The organism is Mycobacterium sp. WMMD1722, from assembly GCF_049315205.1.
Classification (GTDB): Bacteria; Actinomycetota; Actinomycetes; order Mycobacteriales; family Mycobacteriaceae; genus Mycobacterium.
This window is the reverse complement of the sequence record NZ_CP186056.1, coordinates 2,508,773-2,521,492: the sequence shown is the minus strand read 5'-3', so window position 1 is coordinate 2,521,492 and position 12,720 is coordinate 2,508,773. Positions and strand designations below refer to the sequence as shown.

11 protein-coding genes are annotated in these 12,720 nt (G+C 69.1%); 4 read left to right on the top strand and 7 right to left on the bottom strand.

What is annotated here, in order from left to right; translation table 11 throughout:
- Positions 1-2: 2 nt before the first annotated feature.
- Positions 3-2,366: a glycoside hydrolase family 65 protein gene (locus ACN27E_RS11955; RefSeq protein WP_422749305.1), complete on the bottom strand. Its 2,364-nt coding sequence runs from the start codon at positions 2,364-2,366 to the stop codon at positions 3-5.
- Positions 2,363-3,112, bottom strand: a complete 750-nt coding sequence (locus ACN27E_RS11950; protein ID WP_422749304.1) for a beta-phosphoglucomutase family hydrolase — start codon at positions 3,110-3,112, stop codon at positions 2,363-2,365. Before ACN27E_RS11950 ends, ACN27E_RS11955 begins: the two co-directional genes overlap by 4 nt.
- Positions 3,113-3,195: 83 nt before the next feature.
- Here ACN27E_RS11950 and ACN27E_RS11945 point away from each other — a divergent pair, with 83 nt between their 5' ends.
- Together ACN27E_RS11945 and guaA are read left to right on the top strand one after the other, a co-directional pair.
- Positions 3,196-3,435 carry a hypothetical protein gene (locus tag ACN27E_RS11945; RefSeq protein WP_422749302.1) on the top strand — a complete coding sequence of 80 codons (240 nt, stop codon included), beginning with the start codon at positions 3,196-3,198 and terminating at the stop codon, positions 3,433-3,435.
- A 40-nt stretch (positions 3,436-3,475) separates the two neighbouring features.
- On the top strand, positions 3,476-5,059 hold the full coding sequence (gene guaA / locus ACN27E_RS11940) for a glutamine-hydrolyzing GMP synthase (RefSeq protein ID WP_422749300.1): 1,584 nt from the start codon (positions 3,476-3,478) through the stop codon (positions 5,057-5,059).
- 7 nt (positions 5,060-5,066) lie between these two features.
- Here guaA and ACN27E_RS11935 read toward each other — a convergent pair whose 3' ends face one another.
- From ACN27E_RS11935 to ACN27E_RS11915, 5 genes are read right to left on the bottom strand one after another with little or no spacing between them, the layout of a single operon-like run.
- Positions 5,067-5,981: a MerR family transcriptional regulator gene (locus ACN27E_RS11935; protein WP_422749298.1), complete on the bottom strand. Its 915-nt coding sequence runs from the start codon at positions 5,979-5,981 to the stop codon at positions 5,067-5,069.
- Positions 5,978-7,489 carry a flavin-containing monooxygenase gene (locus ACN27E_RS11930; protein WP_422749297.1) on the bottom strand — a complete coding sequence of 504 codons (1,512 nt, stop codon included), beginning with the start codon at positions 7,487-7,489 and terminating at the stop codon, positions 5,978-5,980. Before ACN27E_RS11930 ends, ACN27E_RS11935 begins: the two co-directional genes overlap by 4 nt.
- A complete protein-coding gene (locus ACN27E_RS11925; RefSeq protein ID WP_422749295.1) occupies positions 7,473-8,435 on the bottom strand; it encodes a ferritin-like domain-containing protein in 963 nt (320 codons plus the stop codon). Before ACN27E_RS11925 ends, ACN27E_RS11930 begins: the two co-directional genes overlap by 17 nt.
- Positions 8,435-9,259 (bottom strand): SDR family NAD(P)-dependent oxidoreductase, encoded by an 825-nt coding sequence (locus tag ACN27E_RS11920; RefSeq protein ID WP_422749293.1) that lies wholly within the window; start codon positions 9,257-9,259, stop codon positions 8,435-8,437. The genes ACN27E_RS11925 and ACN27E_RS11920 overlap by 1 nt, the downstream gene beginning before the upstream one ends.
- A gap of 2 nt (positions 9,260-9,261) precedes the next feature.
- The gene (locus ACN27E_RS11915; RefSeq protein WP_422749831.1) at positions 9,262-10,236 is read right to left on the bottom strand and encodes an alpha/beta hydrolase; all 975 of its coding nucleotides are present in this window, start codon (positions 10,234-10,236) and stop codon (positions 9,262-9,264) included.
- Positions 10,237-10,424: 188 nt separating this feature from the next.
- On the opposite strand from ACN27E_RS11915, the gene ACN27E_RS11910 reads away from it, so the two are divergent.
- Both ACN27E_RS11910 and ACN27E_RS11905 read left to right on the top strand, forming a co-directional pair.
- Positions 10,425-11,120, top strand: a complete 696-nt coding sequence (locus ACN27E_RS11910; RefSeq protein ID WP_422749291.1) for a hypothetical protein — start codon at positions 10,425-10,427, stop codon at positions 11,118-11,120.
- A 49-nt stretch (positions 11,121-11,169) separates the two neighbouring features.
- Positions 11,170-12,708: a DNA polymerase Y family protein gene (locus tag ACN27E_RS11905; protein WP_422749830.1), complete on the top strand. Its 1,539-nt coding sequence runs from the start codon at positions 11,170-11,172 to the stop codon at positions 12,706-12,708.
- Positions 12,709-12,720: the final 12 nt, after the last annotated feature.

The window sequence follows — 12,720 nt, the reverse complement described above, 5'->3', positions numbered from 1 at the left end:
GGTCATTTCGGGAGATTGAGCCTGCGCCGGACGGGCTCGCAGCCTGGCGGCTGTTGCGGTGGGGGCAGCAGTGGCTCGCGGCGCACGATCGCCAGCGTGGTCGGCTTCTCGGTGGTCAACCGCAGTTCCTCGCCGGCGTGCCGGATGCTCAGCTCACCGTGCGGTCCGTCGCGTAGAACATAGCTGACCTCGTCGTGGGTGACGTCGACCGTCAGCCGGAAGTTGCGCCAGCGCAAGCGGAATCGGAGCCGGCTGATGCCGTCGGGCAGGCGGGGGTTCAGCGACAGGATTCCCTCGTCGTCACGCAGACCACCGAATCCGGCGACGAGCGCGGTCCACGCCCCGGCCAGTGACGCCATGTGCAGGCCGTTGCGGGTGTTGTGGTGCAGGTTGCGCAGATCGATCAGCGCCGCCTCGTAGGTGTAGTCGTGCGCGAGTTCCAGATGCCCGACATCGGCGCACATCACTGCCTGCGTACACGCCGACAGTGATGAGTCGCGAGTGGTGCGCCGCTCGTAGTAGTCGACGTTGCGCGCCTTCTGCTCCTCGGTGAACGCGTGGCTCTGCCACTGCATTGCCAGCACCAGGTCGGCCTGCTTGATCACCTGCGACGGATACAGCCGCACGTAGGGCTCGTTGAGCAGCAGCGGATATTTCGCGTCCGGGTCGAAGTCCCATTCGCGCAGGGTGGTGAATCCGTCGTGCTGCTGGTGGACGCCGAGTTCCTCGTCGAACGGGATGTGCACTGCGTCGGCGGCGTCGCGCCACGCCGCGGTCTCCTCGGTCGACACGCCGAGGTCGTCGGCCGTATCGGGATGCCGGTTGCACGCCGCCGCGGCGGCCCGCAGATTGCCGGCCGCCATGAGGTTGGTGAACACGTTGTCGCGGACCACCGCGGTGTATTCGTCCGGGCCGGTGACGCCGTCGAGGTGCCAGACGCCGTGGCGGTCGTGATGGCCCAGCGACATCCACAATCGGGCCGTCTCGACCAGGACGTTCAGCCCGCACTCGCGCTCCAGCGAGTCGTCGCCGGTCACCATCCGGTAGCGCTCGAAAGCCATCGCGATGTCGGCGTTGACGTGCCACGCGGCGGTGCCCGCCGGCCAGTACGCCGAACACTCCTCACCCCGGATGGTGCGCCAGGGGAAAGCCGCGCCCCGCAGGTCCAAACATGCTGCGCGTTCCTTGGCGAGTTCGAGCGTCGATGTGCGCCAACGCAATGCGTCGGCCGCGGCGGACGGCACGGTATAGGTGAGCACCGGCAGGACGAACCCTTCGGAGTCCCAGAAGGCGTGGCCGTCGTAGCCGTCTCCGGTCAGCCCCTTGCCGGGGATCGCGCGGCGCTCCGCGCGCACGCTGGCCTGCAGCACGTGGAACAGCCCGAAGCGCACCGCCTGCTGGATGTCGGCGTCACCTTCCACCTCGACGTCCGCGCAGTCCCAGAATTCGTCGAGGAAGTGGCGCTGGGCGTCGAGCAGACCCTGCCACCCGGTGTAGCGGGCGCCGGCGATGGCGCCGGCGACCTGGTCGCGCAACGCCGGTCGGGACCGCAGGCTCGACCAGCCGTAGGCGAGGTACTTGGTGATGCGCAGTTTCTGGCCGGGCCGCAGTCCGCAGATGACGGTGGTGCGCGCCAGATCGTCGTGGGAGTCGGTGGTCGTCTCGACCCGCCCGGGGACGTCGATGTCGTGATCCATCGCCGCGGCCATCATCAGCTGGCTGCCGCGGGTCTGGTGGACGAGCAGGGCGTTGAAATCTCCGTGTTCGTGGTGCACGGGCTCCAGCGGATCCTTCAGGGCGGCCGACACCCGCGGATCGTCGGACGACTCGGGCTGGTCCTCATTGGTGACGAGCTCGGATTGCACTGTGACGCGGACGAATTCGTCGAGCGCCTCGACGACGTACTCGATCGCGGCCACGCCGCGCTGCTCCAGCGACACCAGCCGGGTCGAATGCACCTTGATCTCTTTGCCGGCCGGCGAGCGCCAGTGCACGTCGCGGGTCAGGGTGCCGGCCCGCAGGTCGAGTACGCGTTCATGGTCGATGAGGTCGCCGTAGCGCACGTCGAACGGCTCGTCGTCAACGAGCAGCCGGAGGATCTTGCCGTTGGTGACGTTGACCATCGTCTGGCCGGCTTCGGGGTAGCCGAAGCCGGCTTCGGCGTAGGGCAGTGGGCGAACCTCGAAGAAGGAGTTGAGGTAGGTGCCCGGGAGTCCGTGCGGCTCGCCCTCGTCGAGGTTGCCGCGCAGCCCGAGGTGGCCGTTGGACAGCGCGAACAGCGACTCGGCTTCGTCGAGAAGGTCGAACTCCAGCCGGGTTTCGCGGATACGCCACGGTTCGACCGGGAAGATTTCCGGGCTGATCACTGGGCGGTCGTCTCCAGCAGATCGGCCAGATCGGCGACCACGACATCGGCACCGTTGTCGCGTAATCCGTCGGCCTGCCCGACTCGGTCGACACCCACGACGCAGCCGAAATGGCCGGCCCGCCCGGCCGCCACCCCGGCCAGCGCGTCCTCGAACACGGCGCCGTGCGCCGGCGGCACGTCGAGTAGCTCGGCGGCCCGCAGGAACGAATCCGGCGCGGGTTTACCGGGGATGTTCTCCTCCCGCATGGTGACACCGTCGACGCGGTGTTCGACGAAGTGGGCCAACCCGGTCACCTCGAGCACCTCCCGGGTGTTGGCGCTCGACGACACCACGGCGATCCGCAGCCCGGCCTGGCTGGCCGCCTCGAGATAGCGCCGGGAGCCGTCGAAGACCTCCACCCCGTCCTTGCGGACGGTGTCGTGGAACATCTCGTTCTTGCGGTTGCCGAGTGCGTGGACGGTCTCGGCGTCCGGTGCGTCCTCGGGGCCGCCGTCGGGCAGTTCGATGTGGCGGCTGGCCAGAAACGACCGCACCCCGTCCTCGCGGCGCTTGCCGTCCACGTAGCGCTGATAGTCGGCGCCGGGGTCGAAGGGGACGAACGGCTCGCCGGTGCGGTCGGCGCGGTCGCGCAGATAGTCGTCGAACATCGCCTTCCACGCGCGGGTGTGCACGCTGGCGGTGTCGGTCAGCACCCCGTCCAGGTCGAACAGGCAGGCGGTGATCTGATCGGGCAGCCCCAGCACGGCGGGTCCTCGCTTCGTCGGCGGACAAGATCGGGTTTCCCTCTCCACAGTGCCCACTTTCGGACAACGGCATACTTGTCTGGGTGGAATCAGTACGTTGGGATGCGCTCGTCGAGGTGGCGCTGGTGCGCAACGGTCGCTCGCGCGACGATGCGTTCGTGGTGCTCCAGCAGCGCAGCGGCCCCGACATCGTGCTGGATCTCGACGAGGTGGCCGCCGTGGTCCCCGGATTGCGTCTGCTACCCGGCTTCGACGGCGAGCTGTTCGACCGGGCGCTGGCCTCGCGGGGCGCGGACGGCGTGCAGGTGCTGTGGCGACGGTGACCGGCCGAGCGCGGACGGTCCGCCCCACTAGACTGGACCGGTGAATTCCCCCGCCAACACCCCGGGGCCGCGGCCCGTTCTGGTGGTCGACTTCGGTGCCCAGTACGCGCAGCTCATCGCGCGCCGGGTGCGGGAGGCCCGGGTGTTCTCCGAGGTCGTCCCGCACACCGCGTCCGTCGAGGAGATCAAATCCAAGGATCCGCAGGCGATCGTGCTCTCGGGCGGGCCGGCCAGTGTGTACGCCGACGGGGCACCCAAACTCGACCCCGCCCTCTTCGAGCTCGACGTCCCGGTATTCGGCATCTGCTATGGCTTCCAGGCGATGGCCCAGGCGCTCGGCGGGACCGTCGCCCACACCGGCACCAGTGAATACGGCCGCACCGAACTGAAAGTGACCGGCGGCGAACTGCATTCGGATCTGCCCGGTACCCAGCCGGTGTGGATGAGCCACGGCGACGCGGTCACCGAGGCGCCCGCCGGATTCGATGTGGTGGCCAGCAGCAGCGGCGCCCCGGTGGCGGCGTTCGAGAATCGGGCCCGCAGGCTGGCCGGCGTCCAATACCACCCCGAGGTGCTGCATTCGCCGCACGGTCAACAGGTGCTCAGCCGCTTCCTGCACGATTTTGCGGGTATCGACGCGAAGTGGACACCGGCCAACATCGCCGAGGCACTCGTCGAACAGGTCCGCGAACAGATCGGTGACGGCCGGGCGATCTGTGGGCTGTCCGGCGGCGTGGATTCGGCGGTCGCCGCCGCGCTCGTGCAGCGTGCCATCGGTGACCGCTTGACGTGTGTCTTCGTCGATCACGGGCTGCTGCGGGCGGGGGAGCGCGCCCAGGTCCAGCGCGATTTCGTCGCCGCGACCGGGGCGAACCTGGTGACCGTCGACGCCGCCGGGCGGTTCCTGGAGGCGCTTTCGGGGGTGCGCAACCCAGAGGGTAAACGCAAGATCATCGGCCGTGAATTCATCCGGGCCTTCGAGGGTGCGGTGCGCGACATCGTCGATGCGGGCGGAGAGGGTGGTGGACCCGACGTCGACTTCCTGGTCCAGGGCACGCTGTATCCCGACGTGGTGGAATCGGGCGGCGGTTCGGGCACCGCGAACATCAAGAGCCACCACAACGTCGGTGGTCTGCCCGCCGATCTGAAGTTCCAACTCGTCGAACCGCTGCGGCTGCTGTTCAAAGACGAGGTCCGCGCGGTCGGCCGGGAACTCGGCTTGCCTGAGGACATCGTTGCGCGCCAACCGTTCCCGGGGCCGGGGCTGGGCATCCGCATCGTCGGCGAGGTGACCGCCGAGCGGCTGGAGACGCTGCGCCGCGCCGATGCGATCGCGCGTGAGGAGCTCACCGCCGCCGGCCAGGACGCCCAGATCTGGCAGTGCCCGGTGGTGCTGCTGGCCGACGTCCGGTCGGTCGGGGTGCAGGGCGACGGGCGGACCTACGGGCATCCGATCGTGCTGCGGCCGGTGTCCAGCGAGGATGCCATGACCGCGGACTGGACCCGGGTGCCCTACGAGGTGCTCGAACGGATCTCGACGCGGATCACCAACGAGGTCCCCGAGGTCAACCGGGTGGTGCTCGACGTGACGAGCAAGCCCCCGGGCACCATCGAGTGGGAGTGACCGGAGGCTAGTCCGGGTCGGGCGTCTTGTCGATGAAATCGGCGAGGACCTGGCTGACCAGCCCCTCGATCGTGGTCTCGATGGACGCCGCCAGCGTCGCCGCAACCGAAGCGACCGCCTGACTGCGGAATCGGACCAGCATGGTGATCAGCTCGGCGACCGTGGTGTCGTCGGGCAGCGACTCCCCGGGTTTGATGACGTCCTGCACCTGTTCGGCGCCGGCCTGCACCAGGATCGCGCTGATCTGATCGACGAGCGGCAGCACGGCGACGTGGATGTCGATCAGTTTGTCCGCGGTGACACCGAACTGCCGCATCTCGCGGAACGCCTCGAGCAGCTTGGGACGCATGACGGTGGCGGTCTCACCGTCGCCGTCGATCCGGATCAGGTTCAGTTCCACCATGCGGTCGAAGGCGTCGGTGTCGTCGATGAGCCGCTGCACCTCGGCCAGCGGTGCGGACTCCGGTTTCTCCGCCGCCCATGTTCCGGCGATGGCGCTTTCCAGCCCCAGGACGTCGCCGAGATCCTTGCCCTGCTCCCAGGCCGACAGCATCTCGTGGACGTGGGCGATGGTGTAGCCCCGGTCGAGCATCGAGGTGATCAGCCGCAACCGGGTCAGGTGGGTGTCGTTGAACAGCGCGATCCGTCCGACCCGCAGCGGCGGGTGCAGCAGGCCCCGGTCCCGGTACACCCGGATGTTGCGGGTGGTGGTCCCGGCCAGCCGCGCCAGATCGTCGATGCGATATTCCCCGGAGGACGAGTCGGCGTGCGGCTGGCGTACGGCGGCGTCGAACAGCTGCGACACCGCGTTCTCGACGACGTCACGCGACCCTCGCCGGACCCGGCGGGGCGCCCGTCTGAGCCCGTGCAGGATCGTCGACACCGCGCCCGCCTGGCGGTGTTCGGCGGGCTCTCGGGTCACGTTCGGATGCGAGCGACACCGGCGGGTGACTCATGGGCGACCGCGTCATAGTCGCCGAACCGGAAATCGCGCATCTGTCGAAGATACTGCGTGGCGAAACCCGGGTACATCGACGCATTGAATCCGTCCGCGGTCAGGTACCAGCTGCTACAGCCGGACATCCACGTGGTGCGGGTCAACCGGCTCTGGATGCGGGCGTTGTGTCGGCGCTGAACGTCGGCCCGCACGTCCAGGTAGCGCAGGTTCTCGCGCAGCACGGTGGTGATGCCCCGCACCGCATAGTCCAGCTGCCCTTCGACGTAGACCAGCAGCGAGTTGTGACCGGGCCCGGAGTTCGGCCCGGTCATGACGTACAGATTGGGGTAGCCGTGCGCGTTGATGCTCTTGTAGGCCTGGGCTCCGGAGCTCCATTCGTCGGCCAGCGAGCGTCCCCCGATTCCGGTGACCGGATACGGCGGCCCGGTGAGGTGGACGTCGAATCCCGTGGCGAACACGATGGCATCGAGGTGATGCTCGACGCCGTCGCTGGTGCGGATACCCGCCGGGCTCATGGTGGCGATCGGCCAGTCGATGAGTTTGCAATTGTCCTGTTGCAGTGCGGGGTAGTAGTCGCTGGAGACCAGCATGCGTTTGCAGCCGGGAGTGAAGTCGGGGGTGAGCTGACGCCGCAGCCACGGATCTTTGACCTGCCGGTGCAGATGGGCCTTGCCGAGGCGGGCGACCAGGCCGGTCAGCGGGGTGTCCCATACCAGCGCCGTGGCGCTGGCTTCGTGTCCCCAGAACAGCAGCTGGCGCGCGAAGTGCTGGGCGGCAGGCACTTTGGCGAACAGGGTCTGGGCCGCCGTCGGTGTCGCAATATCCATCCGGGGGATCACCCAACCCGGCGTGCGCTGGAACACCTTGACGAATGCGGCGCGCTTGACCATTTCCGGGATGATCTGGACCGCACTGGCGCCGGTGCCGATCACCGCCACGCGTTTACCGGTGAAATCGTAGTCGTGGTCCCAGCGCGCGCTGTGGATCTTGTGGCCCTGGTAGGTGTCCAGGCCGCGGATGGCGGGCCACTTGTGATCGGGCAGTGGTCCGGAGGCCAGCACCACAGTGCGTGCCCGAAAGGTTCTGCGGCGATTCGTCTTCGCGGTCCAGACCCCGCTCGACTCGTCGAAGGACAGACCGTTGACCTCGGTGCCGAAGGCGATGCGCCGACGAAGGTCGAATTCGTCGGCGAGGGCCTCGATGTGGTCGCGGATCTCCCCGGCCGGGGAGTACACCCGCGACCAGGACGGGTTGCGGGCGAAGGAGAACGAATACAGCAGCGACGGGATGTCGCACGCGGCACCGGGATAGGTGTTGTCGCGCCAGGTTCCACCGATGCGATCCGAGCGTTCCACGATGGCGATGTTCTCGACCCCGGCGCGGAGCAATTTGATGGCGGCGCCGATTCCGGTGAACCCGGCGCCGACGATGAGGGCGTCGTGGACGGTCGCCATGTCAGGCCGCCGGCTCATAGGTCAGTTCCTTGAACCAGCTCGGGATGGGGCGCAGCAGGCTGCGCGGATAGCGTTCGGACACCCACACCATGGAGTTGGCCAGCAGGTGATAGGGGTGGCGCGGGTTGACCACCATGGCGGCGTGCCGTTTGAGCACCCGGTAGGCCGGAACCCGGCCGGTCGACTCACCGCGTTCGCCGAGGCTCTTGAAGCGCTTGACCGCGTTGTAGAGCCGATCGGGTTCCATGCCCATACCGACGATCTCGTTGCGGATCCGGTTCAGCAGCGGGATGTACATCAGGGCGCCGATGATGAGCGCCGGTGTGGCGACGGTGCCGACGAATTCGATGGCCAGTCGCCGGGCGGTGGCGTGGCCGATCATGTCGAGCACCGCGAAATCGACGACGATGTGCCGCGATTCGTCGTTGTTGATCTTCTCGAATACACGGTGACAGACCGGGTCGTCGACCTCCTCGAGCAAGAATTTCAACAGTGCCCCGTCGAGGGCCACCTCGAGCATCGGGATGACTGTTCCCAGCACCGAGAGCGGCATGTCGTCGGCGTAGCGGTCCAGCCAGTCCATCGCCAGACGGATGTTGACGTTCGGTTCGGGCATCTCCACCCGCCCGTCTTCCGTCGCTCCGCTCGCCTCGGTGTCGAGCATGCCCCACCGTTTCATCAGTGCCAGCTCCGCATTCGCATGCCGCTGTTCTTCGGCGTGGAAGTAGCGGTAGATCTCGGCGATGGTCGGGGTGGGCGCCTTCTTGGCCAGTGCGGCGAACCCGCGGGCGCCGATGTTCTCGATCCAGCACAGATCCGTCATGAACGCCTTGAGCTTGGGCCGGAACTCCTCGGAGATGGTCTCCGCTCCCGGCGCGTCCCAGTCGATGTCGGCCAGCGCCCACTGGCGGTCTTTGATCTTGGCGAGCATGGCATCCATGTCGATCGTGTTCGTGGTGGCCATCAGACGATCCCTCCTTTGGTCAAACCCGCCGCCCTGGTGTAGAGCTGCGGGGCGAATCTCTTGACGTGCCAGCCGAAGCGGGCATCCAGCTGCGGCATGCAGTACAGGCCGCCGCGGTCATGGGTGTCGAGGCACATCCGGGCCACCCGCTCGGGGGAGTAGCCGGTCCAGCGCATCAGCCGGCCCGCCAGCTGTGTCGCGGTGTCGGTGATCCGGCCGTTCTCGACGATGTTGGTCTTGACGAACGTCGGGCACAGCACGGTGACGGCCACGCCCGATCCGCTCAGCTCGGCGGCCAGCGTCTCCGACAGCGACAGCACCCCCGCCTTGCTCACGTTGTAGGCCGCCATCCCGGGTGCGGCGCCGAACGCCGCTGCCGAGGCGACGTTGATGACGCCGCCGGCCCCTGCCTCGCGCAGGATCGGCGCGAAGACGTGACAGCCGTGGATGGGACCCCACAGGTTGATGCCGAGCACCCAGTTCCAGTCGTCGAGGGTCACGTCGCCGATGTTCGTGCCGCCGGCGCCGACGCCGGCGTTGTTGATCACCAGTGTCGGGGGACCGCCGAACCAGCTCTGCGCATCGGCGGCCAGTCGGGTGACGTCGTCGATGTCGCTGACGTCGCAGCGGACGGCTCTGGCGTCGCCGCCGGCGTCGACGATCGCGTCAGCAGTGGATTGGGCTGCGGTGCCGTCGATGTCGCTGCACAAGACGCTGCCGCCGCGGCGAGACAGTTCCACGGCGAACGCGGCGCCGATCCCGCTGCCCGCACCGGTGATGACGGCGGCGGCGTTGTGGGTGCGTTTGGATCCGAATCCGAACATGGTCAGCCTGCGGCTTTCTCGACCTCGCGGGCGCGCAGCGCCTGCGAGATGAAGGTGGCGATCTCACCCATGGCGGGTGCCGCCTCCGGAGTCAGGCGGGGCAGCGCCTGGAAGACGTGGACCTGGTCGGGCCACACCTGGAGGGTGCAGCGGCCACCTGCGAGACGGATGTCCTCGGCGAGCGCGCGCGCGTCACCGGCGAGCATCTCCGCCCCGCCCGCCTGGATGAGGGTGGGCGGCAGCGGGCGGCCGGTGGCCACGGCGAGCCGCAGTCGCGGATGGACCGGTTCTGTTGCGGCGCAGTACAGATCGACGAGTCTTCGGGCGTCGCGGGAACGGATGGCCGGATCGTGGCGCAGCCGCTCGCACTCCCGCGCAAGCGCGAAGGTGAGGTCCACCAGCGGGGAGAGCAGGACCAGCCCCGCGGGCTGGTCGACGTCGTTCTGCAGTAGCAGGTCGACGCTCAGATGCCCGCCCGCGGAGTCGCCGGCGATCACCGTCGCGTCGGCGGGTAAGCCGACCTCACGGGTCAGCCAGTCCCAGCCGGTGCGGACATCGTCTGCGGCAGTGGGGAACCGGTGTCGTGGCGCGAGTCGGTAGTCGACGCTGAACACCGGTAGGCAGGTGCGTGTCGATAGCCATCCGGTCAGTCGGCGGTGCGTGCGCGGTGAGCAGAGCGCGTATCCGCTGCCGTGTACGTAGTAGATCGCGCGCTCGGCGCGCTGTCCGTCCGGTACACCGCGGCCGCGGACCCACTCGCCGACGAGCCGTCGGCCGTCGGAGATCCGGGTGTCGACGGGGTCGACGCGTACGTCGGCCAACGGCGGTCCGAAGGTGTCCATGATGCGGGCCACGATCTGGCGGGAGAGCCACAATCCCCACGCCCGATCGGGGGGGAGGACCGCGCTGATCTGCCGCAGGGTCAGGCCGCTGAGGGTTGCTGCGGAGCGGGAGCGCAGGGAGCCCCGCGCCGGCATCGTTGCCACGGTTCGAAGTACAACAACCAATGATGACATTTGTCAATGGCACCATTTATCAGTGCAGTGATGCTCGCCACTGGGGGGGATCCGGACGCGCTTGACGCTGTCGGAGGGGGAGTGTTTACTCGGAGTATCGAACATACATTCGAACAGCGGGTGATTCTGGTGAGGCTGGAGGTGCCATTGTGACGGCGGCGGCGAACCTCGACCTACGCTATCTCAACCGTGCTGAGCAGGTCGAACAGCTGCGCAAGCAGATGGCTGCGGTGGCGGGCAAGGTCGGGCCGGGGCGTTGCGGGCCCACTCCTGCACTGAACCCGATGCCGGAGTCGGAAAGTTTGCTGGCGCTGCCGGAAATGCTGGCCGGACGCCTGCCGGTGTCGTTGCCGCGTGGGTCGGTGGCGGTCCTGTCGGGGGCGCGATCGCTACCGCTGGGCATGGTTGCCGCGGTCACGGCCGACGGCGGACATGCCGCCATCATCGGCCGGCCGGATGCCGGTCTGCTGGCCGCGGCGGAGATGGGCGCCGATCTGAGCCGGGTGGCCGTCATCCCCGATCCCGGGGCTGATCCGGTCGAGGTGGCCGCCGTGCTGATGGACGGAATGGATCTGGTGGTGCTCGGCCTCGGCGGCCGCTCGGTGCCGGCGGGACGGGCGCGCGCGGTGACGGCGCGGGCGCGCCAGAAAGGATGCACGCTGGCGGTTACCGACGGTGACTGGCCGGGCGCCTCGGTCCGGCTCGATGCCCGGGTCAGTGGGTTCGACGTGACCGGTGCGGGTTCCGGGACGCCGCGGCCGGGGTGTGGCCGGATCGGCAGGGTACGGCTGGCGATGCGGGGACGCGGCCGGGGCTTCGGTCCCGGGCGCGCGGTCGGTGAGTGAGGTGGCGCGATCTTCTCCCACGGCGGCCCGGGTGTTGGCCATCTGGTGCATGGACTGGCCCGCGGTCGCCGCCGCCGCGGCAGCCCGACTGGCGCCGACCGCCCCGGTCGCGGTCACGCTGGCGAATCGGGTGATCGCGTGCTCGGCCTCCGCGCGGACGGCCGGGGTGCGACGCGGTCTGCGACGGCGGGAGGCCCAGGCCCGGTGTCCGCAGCTGCACGTCGCTGCCGCCGATCCGGCGCGGGACGCCAGGCACTTCGAGAACGTCACCGTCGCGGTGGACGACCTGGTGCCGCGCGCCGAGGTGCTCCGTCCCGGACTGCTGGTGCTGGCGGTGCGCGGCGCCGCCCGATATTTCGGCTCCGAGCAGATCGCCGCGGAACGATTGGTCGACGCGGTGTCCGCCGCCGGCGCCGAATGCCAGGTCGGCATCGCCGACCAGCTGCCCACCGCGGTGTTCGCCGCCCGGGCGGGCCGCATCATCGACCCCGGGCAAGACGCCCGCTTCCTGTCCGGACTGTCCATCCGGCAGCTCGCCACCGAACCCAGCCTTGCCGCCCCTGGTCGGGAAGAGTTGGCAGACCTGTTGTGGCGGATGGGAATTCGAAAGATCGGACAGTTCGCCGCACTGTCGCGCACCGACGTGGCCTCCCGATTCGGCACCGATGCGGTGATCGCGCACCGATTCGCCTGCGGTGAGGCGGCCCGTGGTCCGTCGGGGCGGGAGGTGGCGGCCGAACTCGATGCGGTGATGACCTGCGATCCTCCGATCGACCGGGTAGACGCGGCGGCGTTCGCGGGCCGGTCGCTGGCCAGTGCCCTGCACCGCAGTCTCGAGGCGGCCGGGGTCGGCTGCACCCGGCTGGCCATCCACGCCGTCACCGAGAACGGGCAGGAGCTGGAGCGGGTCTGGCGCTGTGCCGAACCGCTGACCGAGGACGCCACGGCCGACCGGGTGCGCTGGCAGCTCGACGGCTGGCTGAACCGGCGCAACCCCCGGGATCGACCCACCGCGCCGGTCACCGTGCTGCGATTGCGGCCGGTGGAGGTGATCTCGGCCGAGGCGCTGCAGCTCCCACTGTGGGGCGGGGTGGGCGAGGAGGATCGGCTACGGGCTCGCCGGGCACTGGTGCGGGTACAGGGTCTGCTCGGTCCCGAGGCGGTGCAGGTGCCGGTGCTCAGCGGCGGTCGCGGACCCGCCGAGCGCATCGTCTTCGCCGCATTCGGCGATGAGCCCGTGCCGCAGGCCGATCCGGGGCAACCGTGGCCCGGGCAGCTGCCGGAGCCGGCGCCGGCGGTATTGCTCGACGACCCGGTCGAGGTGCTCGACGAAGGGGGCAATCCGGTGCGGGTGACCCCGCGTGGCCTGTTCTCCGGGGCGCCCGCCCGGCTGGACGGCGGCGGGTACCGGGGGCGGCTGTCGTGGTGGACGGGGCCGTGGCCGGTCGACGAGCGGTGGTGGGACCCCGACCGGGCGAAGGGTCGCACCGCCCGGGCGCAGGTGCTGCTCGACGGCGCCGCGGGGCAGGCCGCTCTGCTGCTGTGTTACCGCCAGCGGCACTGGTACGTCGAGGGGGTCTATGAATAGCCGCTATGATTG

Excerpts from the sequence above, each read along its gene's own strand:
- ACN27E_RS11930 (WP_422749297.1), bottom strand. The coding sequence starts at position 7,489 with ATGAGCCGGCGGCCTGACATGGCGACCGTCCACGACGCCCTCATCGTC.
- ACN27E_RS11925 (WP_422749295.1), bottom strand. The coding sequence starts at position 8,435 with ATGGCCACCACGAACACGATCGACATGGATGCCATGCTCGCCAAGATC.
- ACN27E_RS11920 (WP_422749293.1), bottom strand. The coding sequence starts at position 9,259 with ATGTTCGGATTCGGATCCAAACGCACCCACAACGCCGCCGCCGTCATC.
- ACN27E_RS11915 (WP_422749831.1), bottom strand. The coding sequence starts at position 10,236 with ATGCCGGCGCGGGGCTCCCTGCGCTCCCGCTCCGCAGCAACCCTCAGC.
- ACN27E_RS11905 (WP_422749830.1), top strand. The coding sequence starts at position 11,170 with ATGGACTGGCCCGCGGTCGCCGCCGCCGCGGCAGCCCGACTGGCGCCG.